13 protein-coding genes are annotated in these 15,293 nt (G+C 65.0%); 5 read left to right on the plus strand and 8 right to left on the minus strand.

Going from position 1 to position 15,293, the window contains the following annotated elements; all coding sequences use genetic code 11:
- Position 1 precedes the first annotated feature (1 nt).
- From BPRO_RS15065 to BPRO_RS15085, 5 genes are all read right to left on the minus strand, one after another.
- On the minus strand, positions 2-4,888 hold the full coding sequence (locus tag BPRO_RS15065; RefSeq protein WP_011483932.1) for an NAD-glutamate dehydrogenase: 4,887 nt from the start codon (positions 4,886-4,888) through the stop codon (positions 2-4).
- A gap of 398 nt (positions 4,889-5,286) precedes the next feature.
- Entirely contained in the window at positions 5,287-6,270 is a 984-nt protein-coding gene (locus BPRO_RS15070; protein ID WP_011483933.1) for a tripartite tricarboxylate transporter substrate binding protein, read from the minus strand.
- Positions 6,271-6,323: 53 nt separating this feature from the next.
- Positions 6,324-7,310, minus strand: coding sequence for a zinc-binding dehydrogenase (locus BPRO_RS15075; RefSeq protein ID WP_011483934.1), 987 nt, complete (start codon positions 7,308-7,310; stop codon positions 6,324-6,326).
- A gap of 63 nt (positions 7,311-7,373) precedes the next feature.
- Positions 7,374-8,183 (minus strand): enoyl-CoA hydratase, encoded by an 810-nt coding sequence (locus BPRO_RS15080; RefSeq protein WP_011483935.1) that lies wholly within the window; start codon positions 8,181-8,183, stop codon positions 7,374-7,376.
- Positions 8,183-9,373: a CaiB/BaiF CoA transferase family protein gene (locus BPRO_RS15085; protein WP_041388856.1), complete on the minus strand. Its 1,191-nt coding sequence runs from the start codon at positions 9,371-9,373 to the stop codon at positions 8,183-8,185. Before BPRO_RS15085 ends, BPRO_RS15080 begins: the two co-directional genes overlap by 1 nt.
- Positions 9,374-9,569: 196 nt before the next feature.
- Between BPRO_RS15085 and BPRO_RS15090 the strand changes: the two genes are divergently transcribed.
- Genes BPRO_RS15090 through BPRO_RS15100 form a run of 3 tightly spaced genes read left to right on the plus strand, consistent with a single transcriptional unit; the run spans position 9,570 to position 11,455 of the window.
- A complete protein-coding gene (locus BPRO_RS15090) occupies positions 9,570-10,247 on the plus strand; it encodes a GntR family transcriptional regulator (protein ID WP_011483937.1) in 678 nt (225 codons plus the stop codon).
- Positions 10,248-10,286: 39 nt separating this feature from the next.
- Positions 10,287-10,862, plus strand: a complete 576-nt coding sequence (locus BPRO_RS15095) for a chromate transporter (protein ID WP_041389877.1) — start codon at positions 10,287-10,289, stop codon at positions 10,860-10,862.
- Positions 10,859-11,455, plus strand: a complete 597-nt coding sequence (locus tag BPRO_RS15100) for a chromate transporter (protein WP_011483939.1) — start codon at positions 10,859-10,861, stop codon at positions 11,453-11,455. The genes BPRO_RS15095 and BPRO_RS15100 overlap by 4 nt, the downstream gene beginning before the upstream one ends.
- A 45-nt stretch (positions 11,456-11,500) precedes the next feature.
- Here BPRO_RS15100 and BPRO_RS15105 read toward each other — a convergent pair whose 3' ends face one another.
- The 3 genes from BPRO_RS15105 to BPRO_RS15115 all read right to left on the minus strand — a co-directional run bounded on the left by BPRO_RS15105 (position 11,501) and on the right by BPRO_RS15115 (position 13,507).
- A complete protein-coding gene (locus tag BPRO_RS15105) occupies positions 11,501-11,854 on the minus strand; it encodes a hypothetical protein (RefSeq protein WP_011483940.1) in 354 nt (117 codons plus the stop codon).
- A gap of 40 nt (positions 11,855-11,894) precedes the next feature.
- Positions 11,895-12,644, minus strand: a complete 750-nt coding sequence (rlmB, locus tag BPRO_RS15110) for a 23S rRNA (guanosine(2251)-2'-O)-methyltransferase RlmB (RefSeq protein WP_041388857.1) — start codon at positions 12,642-12,644, stop codon at positions 11,895-11,897.
- A gap of 134 nt (positions 12,645-12,778) precedes the next feature.
- The gene (locus BPRO_RS15115; RefSeq protein WP_041389879.1) at positions 12,779-13,507 is read right to left on the minus strand and encodes an ABC transporter ATP-binding protein; all 729 of its coding nucleotides are present in this window, start codon (positions 13,505-13,507) and stop codon (positions 12,779-12,781) included.
- Positions 13,508-13,610: 103 nt separating this feature from the next.
- Here BPRO_RS15115 and BPRO_RS15120 point away from each other — a divergent pair, with 103 nt between their 5' ends.
- Entirely contained in the window at positions 13,611-14,219 is a 609-nt protein-coding gene (locus BPRO_RS15120; protein WP_011483943.1) for an arylesterase, read from the plus strand.
- Positions 14,216-15,274 carry a tRNA 2-selenouridine(34) synthase MnmH gene (mnmH, locus tag BPRO_RS15125; protein ID WP_011483944.1) on the plus strand — a complete coding sequence of 353 codons (1,059 nt, stop codon included), beginning with the start codon at positions 14,216-14,218 and terminating at the stop codon, positions 15,272-15,274. The genes BPRO_RS15120 and mnmH overlap by 4 nt, the downstream gene beginning before the upstream one ends.
- Positions 15,275-15,293: the final 19 nt, after the last annotated feature.

Genomic DNA, 15,293 nt, shown 5'->3' on the forward strand with positions numbered 1-15,293 from the left:
TTCACACCCCCTCGATCATTCGCATCTCCCGCATCGCCACTGACAGCATGGCAAAATCCACCGTGCCCACCGCCTGCTGCTCAGCAAGAAGGCGCCGGTAGCGCTCCAGCGGAACCTGGTTGTGCGCCTGCCAGGCGGCGATCAGCGCCTGGGACGTCTCTAGCGTCGGCGAAAGCCGTATCACGCTCGTTGTCAGCGCCCGCTTGAGCGCAGCCAGGTCATCGAACAGCGCGGCGCGTGCCAGCATCTGCCAGTGGGTGTCGGCCGGCAGCGCGCTCACGCGTTCGCGTATCCAGCCGTGGTTCAGATGCAGGTCCAGCGCGAAATACAGGCTTGCGACCAGTTCGAGCCGGCGCTCGCAGGCAGCCGCGACTTCCGCGATGTCGAGCACGGCGGCGATGCTGTCCACGCCCGCGACGCGACGCGCGAGTTCGGCCGGCACCCCGGCCTGTATCAACTCATCGCACCTGGCGCCCTGTGCCGCCGCATCGGCCGGCGCCAGCAGGGTTGCGAGCTGCGGCCCGACCAGGTCGGCTGCCGCACGAAAGCGCGCAACCGCCTGCTCGATCGCGCTGCGCTCAACCCGGTGGCGCAAGAACCACAGGCTGGCACGCTCTATCAGCCGGCCGGCGTCTGTCAGCATCTGCGCCTGCAGCGCATCCGGCACCTGGTTGTCGAGCGCATCGATGCCCTGCCAGATGTCTTCCAGCCCGAACACAGCGCGCGCGATGATGCAGGCGCGCACGATGTCGGCCGGGGCTGCATCGGTTTCCTCCACGAGCTGGTGCACCAGGGTCGCACCGACGCGGTTGGTCAGCGTGTTGGTCAGGTAGGTGGCGATGATCTCGCGCTTGAGCGGATGGTGCTGCATCGCGTCGCCGTAGCGCTCGCGCAGCGGCTGCGGGAAGTAGTCGGCCAGTACATGGGCGACGAAGGGGTCTTCCGGCAGGTCAGACGCCAGCAGCGCGTCGTGCAGCCACATCTTGCTGTAGGCCAGCAGCACCGCACGCTCGGGCGATGTGAGTCCCTGCCTGGCGGCCTGGCGCTCGTCGATCTCCTCGTCGCTCGGCAGGAACTCGATCTTGCGTTTGAGCCGCCCGGCGCGCTCGAGGTGGCGTATCAGCCGCGCTTCGGGCTCCAGCAACGCGGCCGCGCGCCGGTTCGCAACCGACAGCGCCTGGGTCTGGTAGGTGTTGTCGCTGAGCACCAGCAGGCCGACCTCGTCGGTCATCTCGGCCAGCAGTTTGTTGCGCTGTTTGCCGGTCATCTCGCCGTCAGCGACCACCAGCCCCAGCAGGATCTTGATGTTGACCTCGTGGTCCGAGCAGTCGACGCCGGCCGAATTGTCGATCGCGTCGGTATAAATGCGCCCGCCATGCTGCGCGTACTCGATGCGGCCGAGCTGGGTGCAGCCGAGGTTGCCGCCCTCGGCGACCACCTTGCAGCGCAGCTCGGCGCCGTTGATCCGGATCGCGTCGTTCGCGCGGTCGCCGACCTGGGGCTGGGTCTCGCGGCTGGCCTTGACATAGGTGCCGATGCCGCCGTTGTAAAGCAGGTCGACCGGCGCTTTGAGGATGGCGCGCATCAGCTCGTTGGGCGCGATCTCGTCGCCTTCCAGCTCGAGCACCGCGCGCACTTCGGGCGTCAGCGGGATTGTCTTCGCACTGCGCGCAAACACACCGCCGCCAGCCGAGATGAGCGCGGGGTTGTAGTCGGCCCAGCTCGATCGCGGCAACGCGAACAGGCGCTCGCGCTCGTGAAAGCTCGCTTCAGTATCGGGATTGGGGTCGAGGAAGATGTGGCGATGGTCGAACGCCGCGAGCAGCCGGATATGGCGCGACAACAGCATGCCGTTGCCGAACACGTCGCCCGACAGGTCGCCGATGCCGACCACCGAGAAGTCGCTGGTCTGGGTGTCGACACCCAATTCCCGGAAATGCCGCTTGACCGACTCCCAGGCGCCGCGCGCGGTAATCGCCATTTTCTTGTGGTCGTAGCCCACCGAGCCGCCCGAGGCGAACGCGTCGTCCAGCCAGAAGCCATACTCGGCAGAAATCGCGTTGGCGTAGTCGGAGAAGGTGGCGGTGCCCTTGTCGGCCGCGACCACCAGGTAGGGGTCGTCCGCATCGTGGCGCACCACGTCCGCGGGCGGCACCACCTGCGCGCCGACCAGGTTGTCGGTGAGGTCGAGCAACCCACGCAGGAAGGTCTGGTAGCAGGCGATGCCTTCCTTCATGTACGCGTCGCGGTCGGTCTGGGGCGGCGGATTTTTCACGACGAAGCCGCCCTTGGAGCCGACCGGAACGATCACCGCGTTCTTCACCATCTGCGCCTTGACCAGCCCCAGCACCTCGGTGCGGAAGTCCTCGCGCCGGTCGGACCAGCGCAGCCCTCCGCGCGCGACGCGGCCGCCGCGCAGGTGCACGCCCTCGACCCGCGGCGCATAGACCCAGATCTCGAACATCGGCTTGGGCTCCGGCAGGCCGGGCACGCGCGCCGGATCGAGCTTGAACGACAGATAGGGTTTGGGCCCGCCGTCGGCCGCGCGCTGGAAATAATTGCTGCGCGTGGTCGCCCCGATCACGCCGAGGAACTGGCGCAGGATGCGGTCCTCGTCGAGGTTGGGCACCTGGTCCAGCGCGTCCTCGATGTCGTTTTGCAGCTTCTGCGTCCGTGCGTCGCGCTCCTTGCCTTGCGCGGGGTCGAAGCGCGCGAGGAACAGCTCGACCAGCTTGCGCGCGATCGCCGGGTTGCCGGCCAGCGCGCGCTCGACATAGGCGTCGCTGAACGTCGAGCCGACCTGGCGCAGGTAGCGTGCATAGGCGCGCAGGATCGCGACTTCACGCCAGGTCAGTTGCGCGCGCAACACCAGCCGGTTGAAGTCGTCGTTCTCGATTTCGCCGCCCCAAGCGCGCGCAAACACGTCCTCGAACAGCGCCTTGATGCGGTCGATCTCGATCTCGACGCCGTCGACGAGCTCCATGCCAAAGTCGTGCACCCACACGGCTTGCGCGTCCAGCGGCTCAATGCAATAAGGGCGCTCCTCGTTCACCCGGACACCCAGGTGCTCGAGCATGGGCAGGCTCTGCGACAACGCAACCGGCTGTCCAGCGCGGTAGACCTTGAAGCGCAGCGAACCCGGTGGCGCCTCGATCGGCCGATAGAGGTTCATCGCGAGCGCGGCCGGCGCGCCATCTTGCTGGCCGACCTGCACGCTTTCCATCAGCTCGATGTCGCGCACCGCGGAGCGCGCCGCGTAGTCCTCGCGAAAGCCGGCCGGGAACGAGCCGCCCCAGCGGCGCAGCAACCGGTTGCCGCGCTCCTCTCCGCAGCCTTCCAGCAGCGCGTGGGCCAGCTCGTCCTGCCAGCGGTGGGTGGTTTCAACGATACGTGCTTCCAGCTCCCGCACATCGACTTCCGGAACATTGCCGGGCTGGGTCCGCACCATGATGTAGATGCGCGCCAGCATCGATTCCGACAGCTGCGGCGTGAACTCGGCGCTCACGCCGCGGAAGGCGTCCAGCAGCAGGCTCTGGATCCGCAGGCGCAAATCGGTATTGAACTTCTCGCGCGGGACGAACACCATGCAGGACACAAAGCGGTCAAAGCGGTCGCGGCGCACGAACAGCCGGGTGCGCTGGCGCTCCTGCAGGCGCAGGATGCCGAGCGCGATGTCATACAGTTCGCTGTCGTCGATCTGGAACAGCTCGTCGCGCGGGTACTGCTCGAGTATCGTGAGCAACGTTTTGGCCAGGTGGCCCCTGGGCAGAAAGCCGGCGCGGCTCATGACGTGGGCGATCTTGCGCCGCACCAACGGGATCTCGTCGGTCGCGACCCGGTAGACGATTGATGTATAGAGGCCGATGAAACGGCGTTCCCCGAACAGCTTGCCGTCGGCGTCGAACAGCTTGACGCCGACATAGTCAAGATAGCCCGGCCGGTGCACAGTGGAGCGCGAATTGGCTTTGGTGACGAAAATCGGCGACGGCGAGTCGACGATGCGCTGCACGCCGGCCGGCAGCCGGGTCAGGTCGGGCGTGGCCGGGTCGCGCAAGGCCTCGCGCAGGATACCCTGGCCGGAGCCCGCGACACCCTGCAGGTAGTAGACACCGTCCCGCACAAGCGCCTCATAGTCGCGACAGCCGAGGTAGGTGAAATGGTCGTCGGCCATCCATTCGAGGAAGGCCCTGGCTTCCGCGGTTTCCGCGATTTCCGCGGCTTCCATCTGCGCCGGGCCGGCTGCCTGCTCGCGCGCAACCAGGTCCGCCACCGTGCGCCGGGTCGTCTCCAGCATCCGGGGCCAGTCCTCCACCGCCGCCCGCACGTCGCCCAGAACCCTGATCAGGCCGGACGTCAGCTCCTCCAGGCGTGCCGCCTCGGTCCGGCGATCCACCTCGAGGTGAATATAGGACTCCAGCGCCGAACCGTTGGATTCGGCCTCGCCCTGCTCGCTGGCCGCCTGCACATTCGCGATCTGGCCACCGGCCTCGCGCCAGACCCGGAACACAGGGTGCACCGCCGCATGCAGCGTGAGCCCGAGCCGGTTGACTTCCATCGTCACCGAATCGACCAGGAAGGGCATGTCGTCGTTGACGATCTCGATCACCGTGTGATCGGAGTACCAGCCGTGCTGCTCCAGAGTCGGGTTGTACACACGCACGCGCACGCTGCCTGTCGAGAACTTGCGCGCGAACTGCCAATGCGCCATCGCGGCGCCGTACAGGTCGGCGATGCTGCGGCTCAGTATGTCTTCCGCATCGGCCTGCCCGTAGTAGTGGTTCAGGAACGGTTCGAACTCCGCAAATGCCGCATCCGGCAGGCGTTCGCGCGCGCACGCCATGACGTCATCGAACAGGCGCCGCACTCTGTCTTCTGTTCTGGCTAGCATGACTTGCCCCCCAGTCTCAGAGCTGACCAACAGGATCAGCGATCTTCATCTTGCGCCACCTACAGGCTCTCAGACGAGTCGATCAGACGAACGGTCGGCGGCGCCGGCCAATGCCATTTTCTCACCACACCATGTTTTTTGCATCACGTCGGGATGCAGCACCGGTCACCCATTTCACCAGGCCTGAAACCGCCAATGACTTTTAGCCCACACGGCGGCCCGGCAAGGCCACAGAAAACGGTAGCTACGGGCAGTGCGCGCCTTCAGGCAGGGCATGGCGCCCACCGTCGTGGCGCTGCTTTGGCCACCGGCTGCATGCTGGCTGGCCGCGGGCATCGCGCCTCGCCCGCCATTCAACCACTCGACCTTCTTCGGGTTTCTTCGAGTTTCTTCGAGTTTCACTCGAGCTTGACGCCCGCGTCCTTGACCAGCTTGACCCAGAACTTCGCGTCGTCGTTCAGGAACGCGGCAAACTGCTCGGGCGACTGGGACAGCGACACGTCAGTACCCTCGCGCGCCAGCGCGGCCCTGACCGAGGGTTGCTGCATCGCAACGGTGGCGGCGTCAAATATTTTCTTCACGATGGCTGGAGGCGTACCCGCCGGCACAAAAAGGCCATACCAGAACTCGATGCTGTATTCAGGCAGGCCCGCCTCTGCCATGCCCGCGATGCCGGGAACCAGCGCCGTGCGCTCACGGGTGCTGACCGCCAGCCCGCGCAGACGGCCCGCCTGCACCATGGGCAGCACCGACGGCGGCGTGCCAAAAGTCAGCTGCGTGTCGCCCGCGATCACCGATTGAATCGCCGGGCCGCCGCCGCGAAACGGAATGTGCGTCATCTGCACGCCGGTGAGCTGAAGGAACAGCGCGGCGCCCAGGTGGGGCGCCGAGCCGTTGCCGGAGGTGGCGTAGTTGAGCGTGCCGGGGGCCGCTTTGGCCCGGGCAATCAGGTCTTGCACCGAGTTGATGCCGAGGGCCGGATTCGCCGCAATCACCAGTGGCGAGCTGCTCACCTTGGTGACGGGCGTGAGGTCGCGGGCGGTGTAGCCCAGCTTGGGATTGAGCGCCGGATTGACGGAGATGCTGCTCGGGCTGGCGATCAGCACGGTGTAGCCGTCCGGTGCGGACTTGGCCGCGGCCTCCGCCGCTATGCTGGACCCGGCGCCGGCGCGGTTTTCAACCACGATGGGCTGGCCCATGGTCTTGCCCAGCGCATCACCCATGGCCCGCGCCACATAGTCCGCCGCACCGCCCGGCGCGAAGCCAACCAGCATGCGGATCGGCTTGGTGGGATATGCCGGCGCCTGGGCCACGGCGCCTGGGCTCAGACCCAGGCCGAAGCTGCAGAGGACCAGGGCCACGATGAGGTTTGCTTTTTTCATGCTGAATGTCTCCTTGATTTGTGTATACGTCTGTGCGTGTATGCGTTCGCGGTTCAGGGTGTAACTGGCATGGACAGCACGATCTTGCCCAGGTGCTGGTTGGATTCCATGTGGGCCTTGGCGGCCGCGAGCTCTCCAAACGGAAAGACGCGATCCACCAGCGGCCTGATGCGTCCCGCCGCAAGGAGGGGCACCACGTCGGCCACGAAACCCGGGACAGCCCAGGCGCGCTGCTCGGGCGTGCGAAGCTTGTTGGACACGCCGAACAGCGTCAGTCGCCTGGCATGCAGGACCTCAAGATCAAGATCGGCCTTGAGCACGCCATCGACATAGCCGACCGTGGCCAGCCGCCCCTGAAAGGCCGCGCAGCGAATGTTTTCGGCAAACACCGAGCCACCCACGGTGTTCACCACCAGGTTCACGCCCTTGCCGCCGGTGGCCTGCATGACGGCCTCGTAGAAATCAGCGGAGCGCGTGCACAGGCCGACATCCAGGCCCAGCGGATCAAGGCGAGCCAGCTTGTCGGTCGAGCCGGAGGTGCCGATGACCTTGGCCCCCAGGGCCTTGGCCATTTGCAGCGCGGCAACGCCGACGCCCGACGACACGCCATTGATCAGCAGCCATTCATCAGCGGCAAGACACCCCTGCAGCACCAGCATGTCATAGACCACCAAAAAGGTCAGGGGAACGCTGGCAGCTTGCTCCCATGACAGGCCCTCCGGCATGACCATGGCCTCGCGCACATCCATCAGGACGTATTCGGAAAAGGCCCCTGGGCAGCGGCCCATGACGCGGTCGCCTGCTTTCAGGCCGCGCACGCCCGCACCCAGCCCGACCACCTCGCCCGCCCCCTCCATGCCGACAGCCTTGGCGCTGCCGGGCTTGCCATGCAGGCCATGGCCGGCGATGAACTCGCCGCGGTTCAGGCTGGCGGCGTGCAGCCGCACCAGCACCTGGCCGGCCCCCGGCTCGGGCTGGGGCACGTCACGCAGTTCCAGCGTGGCGTGATCCGCGTTCATCTGCATCCAGTAAGACTGCATTCGCTTGCTCTCTTTCGGTGTCGGTGTGGGTGGGTGTGTCGGCGTGGCCGGGCCAGGCGCCGGTTATTTCCCGGTAAAAGCCGGTTTGCGTTTTTCCATGAAGGCTTTGCGCCCCTCGGCATAGTCGGCGCTGTCAAAGCAGCCGCGAATCAGGCGCTGGCACAGGTCCAGGTCCAGCTCGGGTGAGGGCTTGAGGATTTCAGCCGTGATGGCCTTGCCCGCGCGCACGGTCAGGGGCGCATTGGCGGCCAGCGCCGAGGTGTATTCCGCCAGCAGCGCAGGCAGCTCGTCGGGTGCGCAGGCGCGCGAGATCAGGCCCAGCGATTTGGCCTCGTGGGCGTCAATCTTGCGGGCGGTGAAGAACAGGTCCTTGGCCGCACCCGGGCCGATCAGGTCGACCAGGTTTTTCATGGCCGAGTAGCGGTAACCCAGGCCCAAGCGGGCTGCGGGAATCGAAAACACCGAATCGGTCGAGGCGATGCGGATGTCGCAGCTGATCGCCACATTCACACCGCCGCCGATGCAAAAGCCGCGGATGCACGACAGCGTGGGCTTGCTGAAATTGTGGATGCTCATCAGGGCGTTTTCCGCCATGTGCTCATAACGGGTCACCGCTTCCCGGGCGGCACGCATGTCCTCAAATTGCGAGATGTCGGCGCCCGACACAAAGGCTTTCTCGCCGGCGCCCGAGAACACCACCAGACGCACCCGGTCGTCGGTTTCGGCCTGTGCCAGCAAGGGCGGGACGGCCTCCCACATGTCGACCGACAGCGCGTTGTGGCGGGCCGGATTGTTAAAGCGGATATGCAGCGTGGAGGCGTCCAGCCAGGTCTGCACGCGTTCGGTGGGGGAGTCATAACTCACGGTCGACATCAATACACTCCAGTTGATTTCATGCGCGCCAGATCGCCGGCGCTTAAACCCAATTCGGTCAGGATTTCCTCGGTGTGCTCGCCACGGCGCGGCGCGGCACGGGCGATGGTGCTGGGCGTGCGCTCCAGCTGCATGGGCTGGCCCACCAGGCGCTGGGCGCCCAGATGGGCAGACACCACGTCCTTGACCATGTTGAGGTGCTTGATCTGCGGCTCCTCAAAGGCCTCCTGCATACTGTTGATCAAGCCGCAGGCCACGCCGCCCACATTCAGGCGCTCGATCCAGTAGGCGCGGTCCTGCGCCGCCAGCAGCCGGTTGATTTCGGCGTTGAGCGAATCGCGGTTGACCGAGCGGCCCATCTTGTCCTTGTAGCGCTCGTCGCTGACCCATTGGGGCGCGCCCAGGATCTCGCAAAAGCGCTCCCATATCCTGGAGCCGAACACCGCGATGTTCATGTAACCGTCGCGCGCCTTGTACACCCCGGTCGGAATGCTGGTGGGGTGAAAGTTGCCGGCCTGGGTGGCGACTTCGCCGTCGATCAGCCAGCGCGAGGTCTGGAAGTCCATCATGTAGACCATGGACTCCAGCAAGGACGTGTGCAGCCACTGGCCCTTGCCCGAGGTTTCGCGCTCCAGCAGCGCCACCAGGATGCCCTGGGCCGCAAAAATGCCGGCGCACAGGTCTGCGATGGGAATGCCCACGCGCATCGGCCCCTGCTCAGCCAGGCCGGTCACCGACATCAGGCCGCCCATGCCTTGCGCAATCTGGTCAAAACCGGGGCGGGCGGCCAGGGGGCCCGACTGGCCAAAGCCGGAGATGCTGGCGTACACCAGGCGCGGGTTGTCGACGCGCAGGGTTTCGTAGTCGATGCCGAGGCGGAACTTCACGTCAGGCCGGAAGTTCTCCACCACCACGTCGGCCCCGCCAATCAGACGCTTGAGCACGCTGATGCCCTCCTCCTCTTTCAGGTTGAGGGTGATCGAGCGCTTGTTGCGGTGGGTGTACTGGTAGTCGGAGCCTTCCTGCCCGCCAAGCGTGTCATCGCCCCGCATGTGCTCGGGCATCTGGACCTGGATGACGTCGGCGCCCCAATCGGCCAGCTGGCGGCAGGCCGTCGGGCCGGCCCGGACCTGGGTGAGATCCACCACGCGAAAGCGCTGGAGTGCGGAAGAGGCTGGCAGGTGAGGCATGGAATATCCAGAACAGAAAGAGCAGTAAAAACAGACAAACGAAGCGAAAGTGTCTCCCATACCAAGATAAAGTGTCAACACTTTTTTAATAAGTGAGAACACTTATGCCTGTTTCGTCTTCTGAAAATATATTTTTCAGGTACCATCTCTGCACCGGAAGCACGCGCCAGATTGCGCGGGCCCGGCCCCTCCAGCCATGACCTCACTCAAAGAAAAACCTGAACAGGGACTGCCGCTTTTCATTGCGGAAGAGCTCAAGCACCTGATCTACACCGGCGCACTCAAGCCCGGCGAGCGCCTCAATGAAGCGGCGCTGGCGCTGCGCATGGGCACCAGCCGCGGCCCGATCCGGGAGGCCATCCGCGTGCTGACGGGCCTGGGCATCGTCAAGGCGGTGGTCAACCGCGGCGTCTTCGTGCGGCAGATTTCAGTGCGCGAGATGCTGGAGATCTACGAACTCCGGGCGCTCGTCTTCGGCTTCGCCGCCGAACGGGCCACGGAACATATCAACGAAGAGCACAAGCAGCAGTTTGAGCGGCTACTCGCGCAGATGGATGCAGCCTGCGACGCTGAAGACGCCGATCTGTACTACGACCTGAACCTGCAATTCCATGCGCTGATCCTGCGCCTGTCCAACAACCAGCGGGCCCATGAAACATATGACGACTATGTCAAGGAGCTGCACCTGTTCAGGCGGCGCTACTTCAACTCGCCCGGCAACATGCGGCGCTCCAACATCGAGCACCGGAGCATCTACGAGGCCATCGTCAAAGGGGCCAAAGCCCGGGCGAAATCGGCCGCTGAACGCCATGTGCTGTCGGGACGGGAACGCCTGCTGGCCAGCATCGATGACAGCAGCCCCCTGTCGTCCTAGGAGCCCACTGTGCGCAGGGTGAGCGACGATAATCTGGCCATGAGTTCCCCGCCCGCGGAAGTGCGCCCGCAACCCAAATCCCTCACCGACCTGTTTGTCTCATTCACATTGCTGGCCCTGCAGGGCTTTGGCGGCGTGCTGGCCGTGGTCCAGCGCGAGCTGGTGGAAAAAAAACGCTGGATGACGCGTGAAGAATTCATCGAAGACTGGGCGGTGGCGCAAATCATGCCAGGGCCCAACGTGGTGAACCTGTCACTGATGGTGGGCGGGCGTTACTTCGGCCTGAAGGGCGCCATGGCGGCGCTCGCGGGCATGCTGACCGTGCCGCTGGTGCTGGTGTTGCTGCTGGCGGTGCTGTATGCCCAGTTTGCGGCGCACCCGGGCGTGGCGGGTGCCCTGCGCGGCATGGCGGCAGTGGCCGCCGGCCTGATCGCGGCAACCGGCATGCGGCTGTCCGGCGCACTGGCCAAAAACGTGCTGGGACTGCGCCTGTGCGCCGTGTTCGGCGTGACAACCTTCGCCGCCATCGCCCTGCTGCGCTGGCCGCTGGCCTATGTGCTGCTCGGGCTGGGCGGGGTGGCCTGCCTGGCGGCTTTTTATAGGCTCAAGCCATGACCGATGCGCCCCACCTGGTTTTCGGCGCGCATGAATGGTTTGAGCTGTTTTTGCACTACCTGTCGCTCTCGCTGCTGTCGATCGGAGGCGCCATCAGCACGGCGCCCGACATGCACCGCTTCCTGGTCGACAAGCAGCACTGGCTGACTGACGCGCAGTTCAACGCCTCCATTGCCATTGCACAGTCGGCCCCCGGCCCGAATGTCCTGTTCATCGCCCTGCTCGGCTGGAACGTGGGCATGAATGCGGGCGGCATGCTCACCGGCCTCCTGGGCGTGTTTCTCGCCTTGCTGGGCATTCTCATCCCCAGCACCGTGCTCACTTACACGGCGGCCCAATGGGGCCACCGGAACCGCGAATTGCGGGCAGTGCGCGCCTTCAAGCAGGGCATGGCGCCCATCGTGGTGGCGCTGCTGATTGCCACCGGCTGCATTCTGGCGGGAGCCAACGGCAAGGCAGGCAACAGCGTTGCGCAAAACTGGCCCGTGTGGCTGCTGACGGGCACCACGGCCCTGATCGTCTGGCGCACCCGAATTCACCTGCTCTGGCTGCTGGCCGCAGGCGCTGCACTCGGCTGGTTCGGGTTAATCTGAGCTTGCTCCGAAGCTGATCTGCCCCGGGAGGGGCACCTGGTCAGGTTAGCGGGGATTCTCGAAAAAGATGTAGTTTGAGCCGTAATCGCTGACCTCGAAATACACCTTCTTTTCGCCGGCGTCGACAACCATGTTCAGGTTTTCATCCAGCACGCCATACCCAAACCGGTAGGAGCGCGCCTTGCCGTCATCGGTGCCCATGGCGGTGCTCAGTTTGTCAATCTTGATGAAGCGGCGCATCAGCTTGTCGCCCGCATAAAACTCCAGAACGCCATTGGTGCCGGTCCAGTTCTGGATGTCGCGGCTGATCTTGTTTTGCTGCTCCTGGGTACAGGAAGCCAGCATGGTTAACACACCGACAGCTATTAAAACAGGAGCAATCAAGTACCGGAAATTCATCGTAGTCATCTCCAGGAAAATGCGGGTGACAGAAGCCCGGTCAGCTGCGCTGGCGCAGCGCTTCGTACAGGCAAACGCCGCTGGCCACCGACACGTTGAGGCTTTCGACAGCCCCGCGCATCGGAATGCTGACCAGTTCGTCGCAGGTCTTGCGCGTGAGCTGGCGCATGCCCTCTCCTTCAGCGCCGAGCACCAGCGCAACCGGGCCCTTGAGGTCCACGTCGTAAATCGTTTTGGGGGCGTCGTCGCTGGTGCCTATGCACCAGATGTTGCGCTCCTTGAGTTCGCCCAGCGTGCGGGCCAGGTTGGTGACCATGAAGTAAGGCATGGTCTCGGCCGCGCCGCTGGCAACCTTGGCCACTGTGGCGTTGATGCCGGCGGCATGGTCCTTGGGGGCGATCACGGCATGGGCGCCCGCGCCGTCGGCCACCCGCAGGCAGGCGCCCAGGTTGTGCGGATCGGTCACGCCGTCGAGCACCAGCAGCAGGGGCTGCGCGGTGCCGGCCTCTTCCAGTTGCTCCAGCAGCTCATCGAGGGACTTGACCTGGGCCACCGCATCGACGCGGGCGACGACACCCTGGTGGCCGTGGCTGCCACACATTTTGGCCAGGCGCAGGCCGTCGGACTCAATCAAGCGAACGCCGGCTTCGCGGGCGCGGTCGGTGAACTGGCGCATGCGGGCATCGCGGCGCGAGGCATCGAAAAAAACCTCCAGAACCGATTGGGGCGCGGTTTTAAGGCGCACGCCCACGGCATGAAAGCCAAAAAGAACTTTGGGGGAAGAGGACATACAAGGATTATCACTGCACATGCCGACATGCCGACATGCCGACATACCGACAGGCCACCCTGCCCGCCGTCAAATTGCCAGGCAAGCAATGGCAAAGGGGAAACGCATTACTTGCCCCAGGATCGTTTTTTCGATCAAGCCTTGACGATCCGCCCGGCATCAATGGTGATGCGCCGCTCGCAGCGTGCGGCGATCATCGGGTCGTGCGTGACCAGCACCAGCGTCGTGCCCAGTTCCTGGTTGAGTTCAAACATCAGCGCCATCACGGTTTCGCCGGTGGCGAAGTCAAGGCTGCCGGTCGGCTCGTCGGCCAGCAGCACGGCGGGCTGCACCACGAAGGCCCGCGCCAGTGCCACGCGCTGCTGCTCGCCGCCCGACAGCACTTTGGGATAATGGCCCAGCCGCTCGCCCAAGCCGACCCGCTTGAGCATGTCGGTCGCCAGCGCGCGGGCATTTCGCTGATCGGCCAGCTCCAGCGGCAACATGACGTTTTCAAGCGCCGTCAAATTGCCCATGAGCTGGAAGCTCTGGAAGACAAAACCCACTTTGCGGGCGCGCAGGGCCGCGCGGTCATCCTCATTGAGGGCAAACAGGTCTTGCCCCGCCATCCGCACCGTGCCCTGGGACGGCGTGTCGAGCCCGGCGATGATGGACAGCAGCGTGCTTTTGCCGGAGCCGGAGGCACCGACAATAGCGGCAGTTTCCCGGGGCGCCAGGGAGAAATCAATATCGCGCAAAATGGTCAGTGTGCCGGTCGAGTCGCTCACCGACTTGAAAACATGCTCAACGGAAATAATTGAAGGAGTCGGGGAAGCCGGCGCGGAGGAAGCGTCGCTCACGGCAGTCACTGCGGGTTCAAACATGTCAGCCTTGTCAGAAAACTTGAAATCAGACTTTACCAAGCTTGCGCGGATGCCGGCGGCCCGGCTGCTAAAACCATTCGGCACGCTGCTGCTCGCGGTGTTCATGGGCGCGCCAGGGCTGGCCCCGGGGCAACCGGCCCAGGCCGCCTCAGCGTCGCAAACCATTTTGATCGTTGGCGATTCTCTGAGCGCCGAATACGGTCTCAAGCGCGGCACCGGTTGGGTACCATTGCTGGAGAAACAGCTGGCCGGCGAGAGGAAAGCCGCCAGGGTCATCAACGCCAGCATCAGTGGCGACACCACCTCCGGCGGGCGCTCGCGCCTGCCGGCCCTGCTGGCGCAGCACAAACCCGACACGGTGGTGATCGAGCTCGGCGGCAATGACGCCCTGCGCGGCCTGCCGCTGGACATGACCGAGAAAAACCTGACGGCCATGACGCAGGCGTCCAAAAAGGCGGGCGCCAAAGTGCTGCTGGTGGGCATGCAGGTGCCGCCCAACTACGGCGGCGCTTATGGGGCTGGCTTTGCCGGCCTGTTCCCGAAAGTGGCCAGGGCCGAAAAAGTGGCGCTGGTGCCCTTCTTCCTCAAAGGCGTGGCCGACGCAGAGGACCCCGTCGCCAACTTCCAGGCCGACCGCATTCACCCCAACGAACAGTCGCAAGCCAGGATGCTGGCCAATGTCTGGCCCGAACTGAAGAAACTGATCAAGTGAGCCTCGAACGCATTTCCGCCGAGGACGCTCTCGGCAAACTGGGCAGTTTTTCCGCCATCATTGACGCCCGCAGCGAAGGTGAATACGCGGAAGACCACCTGCCTGGCGCCGTCAACTGGCCCAGCCTGAAGGACGACGAGCGAAAAATAGTCGGCACCCAGTACAAGCAGATCAACGCGTTTGAAGCCAAAAAGCAGGGTGCGGCGCTGGTGGCCAGGAACATTGCCGCCCACATCGAGCGCGAAGTGCTGGACAAGCCGCGGGAATGGCAGCCGCTGGTGTATTGCTGGCGCGGCGGCAAACGCAGCGGCTCGCTGGCGCTCATCCTCGACCAGATCGGCTTCAAGGTCACCCTGGTCGATGGCGGCTACAAGGCCTTCCGGGCGGCGCTGGTGGCTGATTTGCCGCAGCTGGCAGCACGCCACAGCTACCAGGTTGTTTGCGGCACCACCGGTTCGGGCAAGACCCGCCTGCTCCAGGCGCTGGCGGCCCAGGGTGCGCAGGTGCTGGACCTCGAAGCCCTGGCCAACCACCGCAGTTCGGTACTGGGCATGATTCCGGGCTCGCCGCAGCCCAGCCAGAAAGCCTTTGACAGCCGCATCTGGGCCGCCTTGCGCGGCTTTGACCCGACTCGCCCGGTGTACATCGAGAGCGAAAGCAAAAAAGTCGGCAATGTGGCCGTGCCCGAAGGGCTGATTGCCGCCATGCGTGCCAGCCCCTGCCTGCAGCTGGAACTGCCCGAAGACGAACGGGTGGCGCTGCTGCTGGAGGACTATGATTTTTTTGTCAAGGACATCGCCTTTTTCTGCGACCGGCTGGGCGCCCTGACCGAGGCGCGCGGCAAGGAAACCGTGCAGGACTGGCAGGCACGGGCCCGCAACGGCGACGTGGCCTCGGTGGTTCGCGAATTGCTGGTCAAGCACTATGACCCGGTCTACCTGCAGTCGATGCGGCGCAATTTCACCCACTACGCCACGGCGCGGGTACTGCAGCCGCAGGACCACAGCGTGGCTGCCATGGCGGCGCTGGCGCGGGAAATGCTGGCCCGGCCCTGAAAGAGGCCTCTCGGCGCGG

This window comes from Polaromonas sp. JS666 (assembly GCF_000013865.1).
In the GTDB taxonomy this organism is placed as follows: Bacteria; Pseudomonadota; Gammaproteobacteria; order Burkholderiales; family Burkholderiaceae_C; genus Polaromonas.

Excerpts from the sequence above, each read along its gene's own strand:
- BPRO_RS15065 (WP_011483932.1), bottom strand. The coding sequence starts at position 4,888 with ATGCTAGCCAGAACAGAAGACAGAGTGCGGCGCCTGTTCGATGACGTC.
- BPRO_RS15070 (WP_011483933.1), bottom strand. The coding sequence starts at position 6,270 with ATGAAAAAAGCAAACCTCATCGTGGCCCTGGTCCTCTGCAGCTTCGGC.
- BPRO_RS15075 (WP_011483934.1), bottom strand. The coding sequence starts at position 7,310 with ATGCAGTCTTACTGGATGCAGATGAACGCGGATCACGCCACGCTGGAA.
- BPRO_RS15080 (WP_011483935.1), bottom strand. The coding sequence starts at position 8,183 with ATGTCGACCGTGAGTTATGACTCCCCCACCGAACGCGTGCAGACCTGG.
- BPRO_RS15085 (WP_041388856.1), bottom strand. The coding sequence starts at position 9,373 with ATGCCTCACCTGCCAGCCTCTTCCGCACTCCAGCGCTTTCGCGTGGTG.
- BPRO_RS15090 (WP_011483937.1), top strand. The coding sequence starts at position 9,570 with ATGACCTCACTCAAAGAAAAACCTGAACAGGGACTGCCGCTTTTCATT.
- BPRO_RS15095 (WP_041389877.1), top strand. The coding sequence starts at position 10,287 with ATGAGTTCCCCGCCCGCGGAAGTGCGCCCGCAACCCAAATCCCTCACC.
- BPRO_RS15100 (WP_011483939.1), top strand. The coding sequence starts at position 10,859 with ATGACCGATGCGCCCCACCTGGTTTTCGGCGCGCATGAATGGTTTGAG.
- BPRO_RS15105 (WP_011483940.1), bottom strand. The coding sequence starts at position 11,854 with ATGAATTTCCGGTACTTGATTGCTCCTGTTTTAATAGCTGTCGGTGTG.
- rlmB (WP_041388857.1), bottom strand. The coding sequence starts at position 12,644 with ATGTCCTCTTCCCCCAAAGTTCTTTTTGGCTTTCATGCCGTGGGCGTG.
- BPRO_RS15115 (WP_041389879.1), bottom strand. The coding sequence starts at position 13,507 with ATGTTTGAACCCGCAGTGACTGCCGTGAGCGACGCTTCCTCCGCGCCG.
- BPRO_RS15120 (WP_011483943.1), top strand. The coding sequence starts at position 13,611 with ATGGGCGCGCCAGGGCTGGCCCCGGGGCAACCGGCCCAGGCCGCCTCA.